Origin of the sequence: Acinetobacter sp. YH12064, from assembly GCF_013419735.1 — a bacterium.
GTDB classification, from domain to species: Bacteria; Pseudomonadota; Gammaproteobacteria; order Pseudomonadales; family Moraxellaceae; genus Acinetobacter; species Acinetobacter amyesii.
This window is the reverse complement of the sequence record NZ_VOZP01000004.1, coordinates 176,106-190,118: the sequence shown is the minus strand read 5'-3', so window position 1 is coordinate 190,118 and position 14,013 is coordinate 176,106. Positions and strand designations below refer to the sequence as shown.

Below are 14,013 nucleotides of genomic sequence, written 5' to 3'. Positions count from 1 at the left end.
TTGTTTCAAGCTGGCTTTTGGTTCGTTTTAGGCAAGCCCACGACCAAAAACATGGCAGGTATAACCGCCAGTCCTGCGATCATAAAAATAACGGGTCCCGAAAGCAGGTCCCAATATCGACCTGCTAAAATACTGCCACTCGCAACACCTAAGCCCCACATGGTACTGTATAGCGCTTGACCACGCCCTTGTTGACTTGCGGTAAAATTTTGAAAAATGATTCGCATAGCGATTAAGTGGAATAATCCAAAACTAAAGGCATGAATCGTTTGCGCAGCAAATTGAGTGATAAACACCGTCGGATATAAGCCTACAATCAACCATCGCATCCCTGTTAGCCCCAAACAAATGAGCACTAAGTTACGCCAAGAATATCGATTAAAAAAGACATTGGCATAGGCAAACATAATGATTTCCGCAATGACTCCGACAGACCATAAAAAACCGATTTGGCTCGTCGAAAAATCAGCCTGCATAAGGTAATTGCTATAAAAACTATAAAACGGTGCATGCGAAAAGAGCAGAAAAAATTCAATGATAAAAAAACTCGCTACAACTGGTCGTTTTAAGATAGGCCAAAGTGGTTCAAGTTTTTTCTGTGAAGATGGTGCAGTAGCGGGCTCTTTAATCGTAAATGACCAAATAAATGCGAGAAATGCAATGCATAACAACATGATAGGCAGCATTGAAACAGGTATTATTTCTAGCAAAGCCCCAATTCCAAATACCCCAACAATGAAGCCAACTGATCCCCATTTTCTGACTTTTCCATAAAGTTCTGCACGCCGCTCAGCTAACCAAAATAAAGTTACTCCTTCAAACTGAGCCAATATAGCATTTTGAAAGAAACTAAAAACCAGCATGAGTAATGCAACAGATTGAAAACTGTTGGGAATTATAAAAATCAGAAACCAAATACAGGCTTCCATCCATGTTGCGATTCGAACTAAAAGCATGCGCTTGCCGGATTTATCTGCAATCCACCCCCAAATAAACGGTGCAAAAAAACGTGTGACAATTGCAATCGAAGATAAAATACCTATTTCTTGATAATTAAACCCTTGATCCTCTAGATACAAACTCCAATACGGCATGAATGTACCCACTATCGAATAATAGAAAAAGTAGAATCCACCGAGTTTGGAATAGATTGGAATTGATTGCATTTGGTTATATTCACTTGTATTTTCAAACACTTAAATAAGTTAATGGTTATATAAGATTGCACTCATTTGGCTGTATTTGTAGCTCAACAGTCTACAAATGAGTCTACAAATTGCAAAAAAAATATTTTTTTTGATTTTTTGTAGACTGCTTTAAAAACTCATTAATTTTCACTATTTTATCACTGTTTTTCGCATGAAAGAAAACCGCCCGAAGGCGGTTATTTTTGACGATGAAAGTTATAAATCTTTTGGAGTATTTATTTTATTGGCTGGCTAGAGATGGAAATAAACTCTCTACGATACGCTGGGTACTCCATAAACCAATTTCTTGATGATGCATATGAGGTGCTAAATACTTTAGAAGTTTGTTGATCTTGTATCCTGTATTCGTACTTCCATCAAATTGTTTCTTAAGCTCAGCCATTTCATGGTTCGCTAAATAACTAAATGAATTGGTCTCTAGGAAGTTTTTTACAAACTCATTATTTACTTGATATTGTTTGGAATCTACTGATTTACCTGCAATCCAGTCATAAATAAAAGTTTTTTCAACAGCATTAAACACTCCAAACATTTTACCGTCTTCGTCGTGAATCATCTGCCAAAACCTACTCTCTTCAGGTGGTCGATTCAATTTTATCCAGCCCATACGGACAAGTTCAAAAATAAACTCTTCAACACTATCATCTTCAGACAGCCATTCATTCGTTGTTTTATTATTAAACATGCACTTATTGCTATGCATGTGTTTACCAACGATCGCCTTTTTCTTAAATATTTCTAGCACCATCTTTTCAGTGCTTAAATTTTTAATTATCTGAACTGAACTCATTCCTTTGTTATTTAGGAGATAGCCGATTTTGAGTTTACGAATGAACTCTTCTTTAGATCTGTACCTTGTAGCAAGTTTTTTAATGGCATTGGTCGCAAGGTGCGCATGCCCATTATCAAAATTATCTATCGTGATATGAACATTAAAATAGTGTGCATCAATTCCAAGTTCTTTTAACTCGTAATTGCTAATTAGCAAATGTAAAGGAAGTTGTTCATAGCCTAAATTAAAACCTGCTATCTCTGGTATAAACTCTGAAGGTGCATATGCAAGCGCAAGCTGTATTGCTGCCTGATGGTAATAGGCATCAGATAAGTTTAAAGATAGTTGATTCAAACCATGTGCCAGTAGTAGGTTGTCGTACATTCTCACGTGATTGGCTTTTTCTGAACCGAGACCAAGTTCCTCTAAATATATCTGAATAAAATCTCTAAATACTGGATCATTCCAATACTGAGTAAAGCTATATAGCCATGAACCATCCACTTTTTTTGTGGGTGCAACCTTGTATAAAAACTCATAAGCTTTACTAACTGATGAAAAATACTCTCTTCCTCCACCTTGCTTTCTTCTATCTAGATATTCTTTATAATATTCACACTGTGTACGGTTATTATGATGAATCCAATCGACAAGATGGTCTATCTCATTTGGCATCTCATCAATGTGTTCGAGAGTTATAATTTCATTCTCTAAAACCTTAAATGCCTTTAATTCTTTGGCAGAATTAGGTATTGAAGCATCTAAGAAGAACTCAACAATTTCGAAATATTTCTGATGATCTTTGGTTATTAAATTTAAGATTCTTTCTTTTACTGCTGTAGGCATTATAATTCTCACGCGGTAAATGATTCTTCTTAACCATAGTTCAGAAAATAAGTAGTATTTGTTAATTTTTTTTAATAAAATTTAACGCAATGTAATATTTTAAAAATTTTAATATATAAAACACACCTTTAGCATAATTTTTAACAAGTTTTTAAAAAGTAACATTTTTTTGATGTGACTTAATTCACATATTCATATTTAAATATCAATTATGATTCTTTTATAAAATATTCATAGGATAATTTATATGAAATCAATTTTTGACTTTATTTCTAAAAAATCCCTATCGATAACGCTATTTGAAAGTGCGAGTGCAGGTTATTTAGCATATAGAATTTCACAAGATAAAAACTCTGGAATACTTCTGGATGGTTCTATTGTTAGTTATGACTTACTATTCAAGAAACGTATTTTAAATATAAAACAATCACTTATAGATAAATATACTGCTGAATCCCCAGAAGTAACCACTCAAATGATTGTAAATGGAAAAAAATTATTCAAATCAGATATTTATATATCTTGCACTGGACTTTTAAAGCGTGGAGGATCCGAAAACAAAAAGAAACCTGTAGGTACTTTTTTCTATTGCATTTATTTTAAGAAAAAATTTTATAATTTCGAAATTTTAACTAAAGGTAAGCCTATCAAAAAATTAAAAATACTATATAAAGCTCTATGCAAGTCACTCACTAAAATATTAAAAAATTATTATTGTTAGTTTCATGTAATTAAAAAATAACTATTTATGTATATAAAACAACCCCCAAAGTATTACTTTTAAACAAATTGAAACTTAATAAAGATTATGTAACATCTTTAATAATCATATTAGCAATATTCATGTTAATAATAAATGATCTACTGTAATTGAGTAGATTATCTAATTAATCTTTAAAGGAACAGTATTATGTCTAATTATAACCAAGATCAAAATAATGATACTCGCTTACAGCACCAACGTGGCGATACTCAAAAACCTCAAAACCAACAAAATCAGCAGTCTGATCAACAGCGTCAGCAGAATGATCAGCAACAACAGCAGCAACCCCAACATCAACAAAATCAACAATCTGATCAGCAGCGCCAGCAGAATGGTCAGCAACAGCAGCAGCAACCCCAACGCCAACAAAATCAGCAGTCTGATCAACAGCGTCAGCAGAATGATCAGCAACAGCAGCAGCAACCCCAACGCCAACAAAATCAGCAATCTGATCAACAGCGTCAGCAGAATGGTCAGCAACAGCAGCAGCAACCCCAACGCCAACAAAATCAGCAATCTGATCAACAGCGTCAGCAGAATGATCAGCAAGACCAATAGTCAAAGTAACAACATTAATTTTTATTTGCAGAAGTAGCTCAGGGATCACTACTTTTGCAATTTATTAAATAATTTATCGGAGTTATTACTATGAACGACCATCAAAATGAACATCCAATACATCATGACTGGCGCACGGATTACTCCAATAGACCGTACTATGGGGATCTGCAACGCGAAGTGCCAGATATAGATTATGACCGTGATCTAAGGTCAGCTTATGAGCTTGGTGAGCGCGAACGTCATTTATACGGTGAAAATGCGCGTTTCGAAGATTCTGAGCCGGATTTACAAACCAAATGGGAAGAGTTTAAAGCAGATTCTCGCTTGAAATGGGAACATGCTAAGCATGCAATTAAGGATGCTTGGGACAAGATGTAAACAACAACTTATAAACTAAAATTCAAAAAATGTATTAAGCATGGACTTCATAAAAATAATTCTGCATGACACTTCTTTTACTTTTGCATTGGAAATTATTTTCCGATGCATCATTATGTTTATCTTAATTATTATTTTTTTAAGATTTTCAGGTAAAAGAGGTGTCAGGCAACTTTCAGTATTTGAGTTAGCAATTATCTTAAGTTTGGGTTCTGCAGCTGGCGATCCCATGTTTAATGATGATATCCCCATCATTCAAGCACTCATTGTGTTTGCAGTCATTATTCTTCTATATAGATTAACTACTTACCTCATCATGAAATCAGATTCATTTGAAACCATGTTAGAAGGTAGGCCAATGTATATCGTCAAAGATGGCTTATTGATTGTTGAAGATATCAAACAGGAAAAGTATTCATATGACGAATTTTTTGCTGAGTTAAGGCAAAACAAAATAGAACACTTAGGGCAAGTCAAATCAGCCTTACTTGAAACAGATGGGTGTCTAAGTGTAATCCCTTATGCCAAAGATAATATCAAATGGGGACTACCAATTTTTCCTGATCACTACCAAAAAGCACAGCGTTTTGATTCCAAAAAATACTATTCGTGCATGCTGTGTGGTCAAACACAATTTATTAGTTCTCTAAATGCTCAGTGCCCCCGCTGCAAATGTGACCGCTGGGCTGAATCTGCTTTTTATTGTGAAAGTAGCTCCAATCAATCATCAGATTGAACGTAAAATAGACAATTTTTTACTTTAATTTTGCCAAGCATCTTTATTGTCTATATTAGCTTTATGCAATAGCAAAACCTTATCTAGCACATGTACTAAATAACATCAGACAAAGGGATGTAGCTCATGAAAAAATCAAATAATCCTAAAATTGATCAGTTTGAAAAAGAGGCATATGTAGACCCTAAAGGCAAAACACTGACCTCATCTTTGGGTGTACCTGTAGCTGACAATCAAAATAGCTTAAAAATAAATCAGACTGGTCCTACTCTGTTAGAAGATTTTCTCTTACGAGATAAGTTAATTCACTTTGACCGTGAACGTATCCCTGAGCGTGTAGTGCATGCTCGTGGTGTTGGAGCGCATGGTTATTTTGAAGCTTATGAAGGCAACGAAAAATGGACTAAGGCTAAATTTTTGACTAATACTCAAAATCCAACACCAATCTTTGTCAGAATTTCTACAGTGCAAGGCGGACGCGGATCAGCTGATGTAGTCCGTGATGTACGCGGGTTTTCCATTAAGTTTTATACCGAAGATGGAAACTACGATTTAGTCGGTAATAACATTCCTGTATTTTTTATTCAGGACGCAATCAAGTTCCCTGACTTTGTCCACGCTGTAAAGCCTGAAGATCCGAATGAAGTTCCAACCGGTCAATCTGCGCATGATACTTTTTGGGATTTTATTTCTTTAAATACCGAAGCCTCTCATATGACAACCTGGGTGATGTCAGATCGTGCTATCCCACGGAATTTACGATCGATTCAAGGTTTTGGTGTACATACCTTCAGATTAATTAACAAAGATAATCAGGCGCATTTGGTTAAATTCCACTGGACACCGAAACAAGGTGTTGCCCAAGTCGTTTGGGATGAGGCCTTAAAGCTTAATGGTAAAGATCCCGACTTCCATCGTCGCGATCTATGGGATGCCATTGAACGTGGCAATTATCCTGAGTGGGAATTAGGGGCACAGATCTTTACTGAAGAAGAAGCGGCTCAATGGGACTTTGATGTTTTAGATGCTACAAAATTGGTACCTGAAGAGCTCGTACCTATTACTCCACTAGGTAAATTTACTCTAAATCGAAATACAGATGATTTCTTTGCTGAAACAGAGCAAGTTGCTTTCAGTCCAGCCAATATTGTTTCAGGAATTGATTTTAGTAATGACCCTTTATTACAAGGTCGTTTGTTCAGCTATACAGATACCCATTTGCACCGTTTAGGTACTGCAAACTTTAATCAAATTCCAATTAATAAACCAGTCTGCCCCTTCCATACTAATCGACGTGGCGGCTATGCAAACCATGAAGTTTATAAAGGTAAAGCGAATTATGAGCCTAACTCTGTAGATGAAAATTGGCCTAGAGAATCTAATAATGATCCGCATGCATTTCGGACCCATCCTGAAGAAATCCAAGGCAGCAAGTTAAGAATCCGACCAGAAAGCTTCGCAGATCATTTCTCGCAAGCGACCATGCATTACCAAAGTCTTGCTAAGCACGAACAGCAACATATAAAGGATGCCTATGCATTTGAACTTTCAAAAGTGAAAGCTGTTGAAATTAGGGAACGGGTCGTAAATGAGGTGCTTGCAAATATTGACTTGGATTTAGCTCAATTTGTTGCAAATGAATTGGGGTTAGATGCTCCAACTAAGCAAAGTAAATCGGTTAAGAAAGCTGCCATCGCTAAATCTGATCACTTAAGTACATTGGCATACCCTGCATCTAATATTAAGCAACGAAAAATTGCTCTGTTGGTACACAACGGTGCTAATGCTTCCTCTATCGATGCAATTAAGACTTGGGGCGATTCAGAAAGCGCTGTAGTTGAAGTTTTAGCCCCTAATGCAGCGCCGGTGAAATCTAACGATGGTAAAGAAATTGCAGTTGATGGACGTCAGAATGGCGAACCTTCAGTCACCTACGATGCTGTCGTTGTTATTGATGGTAATAATTTAGATGAGTTCTTGAATGATGGTGTAGCTAAACACTATGTTTTAGAAACATTTAAGCATCTTAAACCTATAGTTTTATTGGGTGATAAAGAGGCTTTAATTAAAGAGCTTAATCTGACTCAAGATGCTGCGCTTTTCACTTCACAAAGTTTCAAAGATGTCAGTGATCAATTTAAAACAGCGATACAGAATCACCGTTATTGGGACCGTGAAGATAAGGTTGCTTCTATACCGGCCTAATTTAACTATGAATAAAAAAACCGCCTTTCTGGGCGGTTTTTTTATCTATTGGTTCTTGGTTCGAACTAGATTTAAAAAATGTAGATGACGTTCGTATTGATCAATAACATCTTGCAAAATATCTTCTTGCGTCCATTCGATGATGTCATAATTTTGACCACCTTCCCTCAAAAACACTTCAGCTTGGTAATCTTGCGTAATTTCATCTGAATCAGTCATAAAACTTGGTGTATTTTTTTCTTGAACAACCACTTGGTAAATAAAGTTAATCTCATCTTGATGGTTTACACGTAGCTGCAAGCCATCATCTATCGTGTTTACTGTCACATCTAAATGACGACGCTTAAACTCTTTCTGTAGATTTAAAAATGCCTGGCTTACCGTTTTTTCAATATAATCTTCAACTTCTTTACGTGTATGCGGATAATGCATAATCAATCCTAAACGTTGCTGCCAACTTCTCGGATTATGAATTGCTCTAGGCGTAATACGCGCATCCTGTAATGCTTGCATCTTGGTTGCATCTAAATGTAGAGCCTTGACTAAGCCCCAGCAAATTAAAAGCATTACGAAGGTGAATGGTAATGCACTCAACATTGTTGCAGATTGCAAAGCACCTAAACCTCCAGCGAACAACAAAACAATCGCAAGTACAGCCATTAACGTTGTCCAAAACAATCGCTGCCAAGTTGGAGAGTTTTCAGATTTTGCAGTTAGATAGTCTGTAACTAAAGCCCCTGAGTCTGCCGACGTCACAAAAAATAGCATAACCAGTATAGTCGCAACAAAACTCATCAAGCCTGAGAATGGCAAAGTCCCTAAATATTCAAATAACGCAACGGATGAATCTCGTTGCACTGCAGAAATCAGCGAGGTGTTCGCTTCATTTAAAATACTATAGAGTGCAGCATTCCCCATGACTCCCATCCAGATCAGCGTGAAGCCTGTTGGAATAAGTAAAACCCCTACAATAAACTCACGAATAGTACGTCCTTCAGACACACGCGCAATAAACATACCTACGAATGGCGACCATGAAATCCACCATGCCCAGTACATAATTGTCCAACCACCGATCCAACCATCAGACTGGTAGGCATATAAATTAAAGGTCATATTGAACAAATTTGAAATGTATTGCCCCGTGTTTTGGATAGTCGTTTGCAATATAAAAATGCTTGAACTAGCAAAAAATACAAATAGCAACAGCACTAAAGCTAAGCCCAGATTAATCTCTGATAATCGTTTAATACCCTTGTCTAAGCCTATAAATACAGATAAAGATGCCATAGCTGTAACAATGACAATTAAAATAAGCTGCGTCGTCGTTGAATATTCAATTCCGAATAAATAATTTAAGCCAGAGTTAATTTGGGTTACACCAAAACCTAATGTCGTTGCGACACCAAATACTGTACCGATGGTCGCAAAAGTATCCACACCATCTCCAATTGGACCATAAATTTTCTTTCCAATGAGCGGGTATAAAGCAGAGCGAATTTTTAGTGGTAGATTATGTCTATATGCAAAGTAAGCTAACGCCAAGCCAACAATTGTGTAAATTGCCCAAGCATGAAGTCCCCAATGAAAGAATGTTACACGCATGGCTTGCTGCGCTGATTGAATTGTTTCAGGTTCACCAGTTGGAGGTGAAACATAGTGCATCACTGGTTCCGCGACGCCGAAGAACATTAAGCCAATGCCCATACCAGCTGTAAATAGCATAGCGAACCAAGAGCTATTACTAAACTTTGGCTGGCTATGGTCTAAACCAAGTTTAATTTTACCCATATTTGAACAGGCAATATAAATAAGCACTAAGAGAAAAATGGCTACAGATAGTACATAGAACCAACTGAATGAGTTTGTAACCCATTGATTCAGTTGTTTAGTTATTAAATCAAAAGCATTGGGAGCTAAAAATACAATGGCAATAAAAATGCCGATAATAACAACTGTGCTAATAAACACATTTGGATTCACATTGGAATACCATGACGGTTTCAATGAAGACATACCTTCCCTATTCCGTTTTATTTGTAAGACAGATCTAAATTGATCAAAGAGATATCCGCTACTTGCGAAAGAAACAGGCTTGTATTGAAAAGTGCTGGCATTTTCATTTTCGTTTGAAAATTTAAAGCTGACTCGTTCAAAGCCGTTGTTTAGAGTTTGAGCATGTTATCATATTTTTAGATATATAATCCAATATTAAGTAGTAAAGCAAATTAAGACCATTACTAAACTATTTATTTCGTCAATTAATTTTCTTATTCAATACTCTCTTGAAGTGCTTTAGAAGTAAGTGAGTTCTTAGAAAGTAATTATAATTTTGCTTAATGTAAGCATTTTTTCACTTAGTTTTTGGGCTTATATAAGTAATATTATTTTATCTGTTAAAAATGGTAGTAAAAGGATTAATAAAACTTGAAAAGTTAAACAATGATTAAAGATCAAATACTTAATACATAAAAAAACAAAATGACCTTAAAAGCAATTTATAGTAATTAATTCACTTTCAAATTAAAGTAGGCTTATAACATGAATTCAAAAACCCGTAAGCTCCTTTTAGCTGGTGGTGCAGTACTTATAGCTGGTTCAATGCTCTCAACTGCAAATGCAAACACTACGGAAGTCCAAGCGGTATCAAAGGTAGATTTAAATAAATATCTTGGTACATGGCATGAAATTGCACGTAAGCCGCTATATTTCCAGAAAAAATGTGATTACAACGTCACTGCTAAATATTCTTTAAATGAAAATGGTAACGTGAAAGTAGATAATAGTTGCTATAGTGCAGACGGCAAACTTAACCAATCAATTGGTGAAGCATATGTTCAGAATGCGCCAGCCAACTCGAAACTTAAAGTGAGCTTTTTACCAAAAGCAATTCGTTGGTTGCCAGTAGGCCGTGGTGATTATTGGGTTCTAAAAATTGATGATGACTATCAAACTGCATTAGTTGGGTCACCAAATAAAAAATATCTTTGGGTACTCAGCAGAACTGCTAACCCTGACCAGGCCACTGTTGATGAATACTTAGATTATGCAAAATCCATCGGTTTTGATTTATCAGATCTGATTAAGACTAAGCATAAGTAATAATCCAATAAGTCCCCATCATGGGGACTTATTTCTAAATAATACAATGTAATTTATCTGGCCATGAACGTAAGAATATAAGGCCCTTTGTATCCCTTCTATTTCAATCCCTGATATCAGCGTCTATTTACGATAGGCTGAATGCTCACTCACATTGAAAGAGGATAATATTCTAATGACTACTATTAATGTTGAAAATATTAAGAGCCATGCAGATGTAATTGCTTCATGTGGGACTAAAGTTGGTGAAGTAGACCACTTGCAAGGTTCGGATCAAATTAAACTGACTAAGCATGGTGATGGTCATCACCACTTAATTCCAGTTTCATGGGTTGGTGAAATTACAGACAATAAAATTGTACTGACTAAAGACTCTCAAGAAGTTAAAGATAATTGGATTGAAGCTTAAAACCCTAATCCTAAAAAAACCCTCTTAATGAGGGTTTTTTCATATCTGCTGTAATAATCATTGGAGGAAGTTAGTCTTTATCAAATGTATGAGGTGTTGTCGTCTCTTCATTTTCATTGCTGTCTTTTTGCTGGCAACCTACCAGCCCCAATACGAATACCACGCTTATAATGGCTAACGTTTTCATACTTTAGGCCTATATATTTGTTAAAACTCTACACTAACAAAGCATGACGATTACTGTGTAAATTTATGAAAATCATTGATGAGATAAATAATAAGAAAGTCTTTAAATAAAGATTTTCATATATTAATGATTGTCTAGATTATGAAGTTATCCCTACATTCAAATAATTATCTTTCACCCAGGCCAATAATTCTTGTGCTGGTGCTAGACGTATGGCGTCTTCTTCCTCGGCCTGATCAATCAGATCTGAAGGTGGGAATGGTCTAAAGTATTCCAAGTTTAGCTCCTATTATTGAGCGTGACTTAATCCTGCTCTAGCTTCGATGATGATTTTTTGAATTTCTTCCCGTCGTTGTTTCTTCTTTTCATGGTAAATCCACACAGAAGAAATCAACACACTTATAATTAGTCCGCCAATCAGTACTTGTAGTCTTGTAAAGGCCATTTTTTATTGCTCTTATCATGTAGTTTTCATTTAATTAAATTAAGCATTTAAATATTAAAACTTAATGGCAATTAATGACAAAAACCCGTCAATTATTGACGGGTCAAGACATGACATGTCATTACATGTTTAGTAAATATTTTTTTAGAGAATTTGGATATTGCTGGCTTGCTTGCCTTTCTTGCCATTTGTAATTTCAAACATTACACGCTGACCTTCCTCTAGTACTTTATAGCCATCGATTCGTACTTCACTATAGTGTGCAAATAATTCTTCACCAGTATCGGAAGCAATAAATCCAAAACCTTTTGTACCGTTGAACCACTTCACTGTACCGTTTGTTAAATTAGACATTCATATTCCCTTTAAGTAATTATCAGTTTAGAAATTGCTGTAAATATTGATTAATTAACAAGCATATTCAATATAACCAATAATCCTTAAATATGAGGATACAACTGTTAGATCTATGTGAATCAAGTTCTTGTTTTATTTTGCAATTACGCACAAAAGTGATAAATATCCCTCATATTAAGGTAATAATCAGATAAAGATTGTAATATTCGATCATTCACATTTTCCATAAATTGAATGAAAAAAGCCCCACATATACATGTGAGGCTTCACCCAATTCATTTGCGCTGATATGAGCCAGTAAATTATAAAACACTTTAATCAAAATATGTATTCAAAATATATCTTTAAAGCATATTGATATGAACTATCGATTCAACTGCGTGTATGCCCATTTTAAAAATTTATCTTTATCATGAAAGTTTGGTACATTGATTAAGTGAATAAAACTCACTGCTCCAAATTTACCCGCAATCTTTTTAGGATCAACAATTTCAAAATCATTGTCATTACCTAAATTCAGTTCTTTAAAAAACTCAAGAACATTGTTATGCAAACCTTGCTGTGAATGTTCAGTTCGCTCTATTAGAAAATCATAAATCTGGCTTAAAACATGTAATTCAAAATTTTTATTCATGACTTTCTTCTCATAATTGTTAAGGTTGAAATCCAAAACTAACGGATATTATGAGAAAGTTAAAGTAATCAAACATCCTGAAACAATAAGCTTTGAAATATCTAACTTATAATAATTCATCTTTTTTTAAAGCTTTTAACCAGACCGTTGCACGCCCCATATTGATATCAGCTAATTCAAACCTGTGAAATCGATACCCCAATTCTTCAGCATGATCGTAACGATCCATACTCCAAGCCTTTGTTGCTAGTTTACCCTTACGACCACCCGACCACGGACCACGGACCACCAGCAATTTCAATAAACACTCGGTATTCAATAAGGTGAAGATCAAAAAGCCAATGTTTGGTACTTTTGAAATGAAAGTATTCCTCAAATTTCATTTCCATTTGGTCTAATATTTCTTTTAGTCGCTCGAATGCTTCAAAGTATTTTTCACTGGCTTTAGGTAATGGCCTGGTGCGTGGTTTCTTTTTGGGAGGTATCTTTTTGGTTAGCGCTTTATATACATCAGGCTCCATATTTCACCCAATAAAAAACCTCCCGGAGGAGGTTAATTTAATTGCATATAAAAATTAAAATAACTTAAATATTTTTCCAGTTTTATCACTGTAGAAATGCATATCAAAGCTAGGCTTAATTATTTCATCATCTATATTTAGATAACGGACGCAATCCCCAAAACTATTTGGCTCATCAGATGACTTTTCGCACATAGCTTCTAGTGTATAGACAGCGCCATGTTGATCAACCACATCTAACATTACTTTGTTTAATAAAGTTTCCATGTATTAGCCATCAATCCCAACGATTTCACTCGCTTGGAAACCACGTTGACCTTTTGATACGCTAAATTGTACACGCTGACCTTCAGCAAGTGATTTGAAACCACCTGAAATGATTTGAGAAAAATGAGCAAAAACTTCTTCGCCATTATCAGCCGCGATGAAACCGAAGCCTTTAGTATCGTTAAACCACTTAACAGTACCTGTAGTTAAATTTGACATAATAATTTCCTTTAATAATATTTAATTTAGAGTTCTTCAAAAATTAAGAAAATAAATAGTTAATCTATAAATAATTTAATTAAAAAATTTAGCTCTAAACTGTTTAGGTTTGAGAGTGAATGTTTAAAAATACAATTTATATAGTTTATTTAGTTCAGTATAAAAAGATTTACCATCAATATTTAAAGTTAGCTTTTGTCCTGACTCTAGGACAACTTGTTTAGCAACTTCAACTAAGGTTTTACCATTCAAATTGCTTTGAATTTTTTTTAACGGAATAATATTCACTCGAATTTCATCACCGTTAGTTGCTGAAGCAGTAGTCCAGCCGTTAGATATGTTCATTTATTGACTCATATAATGAGCTTTTGTAAACAGAATAGTATTAAAAATAAAACCAACT

General features: G+C 35.1%; 16 protein-coding genes and 1 pseudogene. 7 read left to right on the top strand and 10 right to left on the bottom strand.

Annotated elements, in window-relative coordinates; genetic code table 11:
• Nucleotides 1-5: 5 nt before the first annotated feature.
• Entirely contained in the window at nucleotides 6-1,166 is a 1,161-nt protein-coding gene (locus FTU13_RS05750) for an MFS transporter (RefSeq protein ID WP_180128056.1), read from the bottom strand.
• A gap of 262 nt (nucleotides 1,167-1,428) precedes the next feature.
• Nucleotides 1,429-2,826 (bottom strand): iron-containing redox enzyme family protein, encoded by a 1,398-nt coding sequence (locus FTU13_RS05745; RefSeq protein ID WP_180128058.1) that lies wholly within the window; start codon nucleotides 2,824-2,826, stop codon nucleotides 1,429-1,431.
• Between the two features lie 247 nt (nucleotides 2,827-3,073).
• On the opposite strand from FTU13_RS05745, the gene FTU13_RS05740 reads away from it, so the two are divergent.
• The 5 genes from FTU13_RS05740 to FTU13_RS05720 all read left to right on the top strand — a co-directional run bounded on the left by FTU13_RS05740 (nucleotide 3,074) and on the right by FTU13_RS05720 (nucleotide 7,469).
• Entirely contained in the window at nucleotides 3,074-3,547 is a 474-nt protein-coding gene (locus tag FTU13_RS05740) for a CinA family protein (RefSeq protein ID WP_180128060.1), read from the top strand.
• 189 nt (nucleotides 3,548-3,736) lie between these two features.
• Nucleotides 3,737-4,147, top strand: a complete 411-nt coding sequence (locus FTU13_RS05735) for a hypothetical protein (protein WP_180128062.1) — start codon at nucleotides 3,737-3,739, stop codon at nucleotides 4,145-4,147.
• Between the two features lie 90 nt (nucleotides 4,148-4,237).
• Entirely contained in the window at nucleotides 4,238-4,528 is a 291-nt protein-coding gene (locus FTU13_RS05730; protein ID WP_218948340.1) for a hypothetical protein, read from the top strand.
• Between the two features lie 40 nt (nucleotides 4,529-4,568).
• Nucleotides 4,569-5,264, top strand: coding sequence for a DUF421 domain-containing protein (locus FTU13_RS05725; protein WP_180128064.1), 696 nt, complete (start codon nucleotides 4,569-4,571; stop codon nucleotides 5,262-5,264).
• 126 nt (nucleotides 5,265-5,390) lie between these two features.
• Nucleotides 5,391-7,469, top strand: a complete 2,079-nt coding sequence (locus tag FTU13_RS05720; protein ID WP_180128066.1) for a catalase — start codon at nucleotides 5,391-5,393, stop codon at nucleotides 7,467-7,469.
• Between the two features lie 45 nt (nucleotides 7,470-7,514).
• On the opposite strand, the gene FTU13_RS05715 is transcribed toward FTU13_RS05720, so the two are convergent.
• Nucleotides 7,515-9,485, bottom strand: coding sequence for a choline BCCT transporter BetT (locus tag FTU13_RS05715; RefSeq protein WP_180128068.1), 1,971 nt, complete (start codon nucleotides 9,483-9,485; stop codon nucleotides 7,515-7,517).
• Nucleotides 9,486-10,010: 525 nt separating this feature from the next.
• On the opposite strand from FTU13_RS05715, the gene FTU13_RS05710 reads away from it, so the two are divergent.
• Entirely contained in the window at nucleotides 10,011-10,571 is a 561-nt protein-coding gene (locus tag FTU13_RS05710; protein ID WP_180128070.1) for a lipocalin family protein, read from the top strand.
• Nucleotides 10,572-10,746: 175 nt separating this feature from the next.
• Nucleotides 10,747-10,980, top strand: coding sequence for a DUF2171 domain-containing protein (locus tag FTU13_RS05705; protein WP_078193451.1), 234 nt, complete (start codon nucleotides 10,747-10,749; stop codon nucleotides 10,978-10,980).
• A 326-nt stretch (nucleotides 10,981-11,306) separates the two neighbouring features.
• Here FTU13_RS05705 and FTU13_RS05700 read toward each other — a convergent pair whose 3' ends face one another.
• The 7 genes and pseudogenes from FTU13_RS05700 to FTU13_RS05670 all read right to left on the bottom strand — a co-directional run bounded on the left by FTU13_RS05700 (nucleotide 11,307) and on the right by FTU13_RS05670 (nucleotide 13,955).
• Complete coding sequence (locus FTU13_RS05700) at nucleotides 11,307-11,444, bottom strand: hypothetical protein (protein WP_180127989.1); 138 nt, start codon at nucleotides 11,442-11,444, stop codon at nucleotides 11,307-11,309.
• Nucleotides 11,445-11,756: 312 nt separating this feature from the next.
• Nucleotides 11,757-11,966, bottom strand: a complete 210-nt coding sequence (locus FTU13_RS05695) for a cold-shock protein (RefSeq protein ID WP_111883687.1) — start codon at nucleotides 11,964-11,966, stop codon at nucleotides 11,757-11,759.
• Nucleotides 11,967-12,333: 367 nt separating this feature from the next.
• Complete coding sequence (locus FTU13_RS05690; RefSeq protein WP_180128072.1) at nucleotides 12,334-12,603, bottom strand: hypothetical protein; 270 nt, start codon at nucleotides 12,601-12,603, stop codon at nucleotides 12,334-12,336.
• Nucleotides 12,604-12,709: 106 nt separating this feature from the next.
• Nucleotides 12,710-13,124 (bottom strand): annotated as a pseudogene (locus FTU13_RS05685) (hypothetical protein).
• Nucleotides 13,125-13,178: 54 nt separating this feature from the next.
• The gene (locus FTU13_RS05680; protein ID WP_078193454.1) at nucleotides 13,179-13,391 is read right to left on the bottom strand and encodes a hypothetical protein; all 213 of its coding nucleotides are present in this window, start codon (nucleotides 13,389-13,391) and stop codon (nucleotides 13,179-13,181) included.
• A gap of 3 nt (nucleotides 13,392-13,394) precedes the next feature.
• Nucleotides 13,395-13,610 (bottom strand): cold-shock protein, encoded by a 216-nt coding sequence (locus tag FTU13_RS05675; RefSeq protein ID WP_067766972.1) that lies wholly within the window; start codon nucleotides 13,608-13,610, stop codon nucleotides 13,395-13,397.
• A 123-nt stretch (nucleotides 13,611-13,733) separates the two neighbouring features.
• Complete coding sequence (locus FTU13_RS05670; RefSeq protein WP_067766975.1) at nucleotides 13,734-13,955, bottom strand: transposase; 222 nt, start codon at nucleotides 13,953-13,955, stop codon at nucleotides 13,734-13,736.
• Nucleotides 13,956-14,013: the final 58 nt, after the last annotated feature.

Excerpts from the sequence above, each read along its gene's own strand:
- FTU13_RS05705 (WP_078193451.1), top strand. The coding sequence starts at position 10,747 with ATGACTACTATTAATGTTGAAAATATTAAGAGCCATGCAGATGTAATT.
- FTU13_RS05675 (WP_067766972.1), bottom strand. The coding sequence starts at position 13,610 with ATGTCAAATTTAACTACAGGTACTGTTAAGTGGTTTAACGATACTAAA.
- FTU13_RS05715 (WP_180128068.1), bottom strand. The coding sequence starts at position 9,485 with ATGTCTTCATTGAAACCGTCATGGTATTCCAATGTGAATCCAAATGTG.
- FTU13_RS05725 (WP_180128064.1), top strand. The coding sequence starts at position 4,569 with ATGGACTTCATAAAAATAATTCTGCATGACACTTCTTTTACTTTTGCA.
- FTU13_RS05720 (WP_180128066.1), top strand. The coding sequence starts at position 5,391 with ATGAAAAAATCAAATAATCCTAAAATTGATCAGTTTGAAAAAGAGGCA.
- FTU13_RS05735 (WP_180128062.1), top strand. The coding sequence starts at position 3,737 with ATGTCTAATTATAACCAAGATCAAAATAATGATACTCGCTTACAGCAC.
- FTU13_RS05740 (WP_180128060.1), top strand. The coding sequence starts at position 3,074 with ATGAAATCAATTTTTGACTTTATTTCTAAAAAATCCCTATCGATAACG.
- FTU13_RS05680 (WP_078193454.1), bottom strand. The coding sequence starts at position 13,391 with ATGGAAACTTTATTAAACAAAGTAATGTTAGATGTGGTTGATCAACAT.
- FTU13_RS05710 (WP_180128070.1), top strand. The coding sequence starts at position 10,011 with ATGAATTCAAAAACCCGTAAGCTCCTTTTAGCTGGTGGTGCAGTACTT.
- FTU13_RS05690 (WP_180128072.1), bottom strand. The coding sequence starts at position 12,603 with ATGAATAAAAATTTTGAATTACATGTTTTAAGCCAGATTTATGATTTT.
- FTU13_RS05745 (WP_180128058.1), bottom strand. The coding sequence starts at position 2,826 with ATGCCTACAGCAGTAAAAGAAAGAATCTTAAATTTAATAACCAAAGAT.
- FTU13_RS05750 (WP_180128056.1), bottom strand. The coding sequence starts at position 1,166 with ATGCAATCAATTCCAATCTATTCCAAACTCGGTGGATTCTACTTTTTC.
- FTU13_RS05695 (WP_111883687.1), bottom strand. The coding sequence starts at position 11,966 with ATGTCTAATTTAACAAACGGTACAGTGAAGTGGTTCAACGGTACAAAA.
- FTU13_RS05670 (WP_067766975.1), bottom strand. The coding sequence starts at position 13,955 with ATGAACATATCTAACGGCTGGACTACTGCTTCAGCAACTAACGGTGAT.
- FTU13_RS05730 (WP_218948340.1), top strand. The coding sequence starts at position 4,238 with ATGAACGACCATCAAAATGAACATCCAATACATCATGACTGGCGCACG.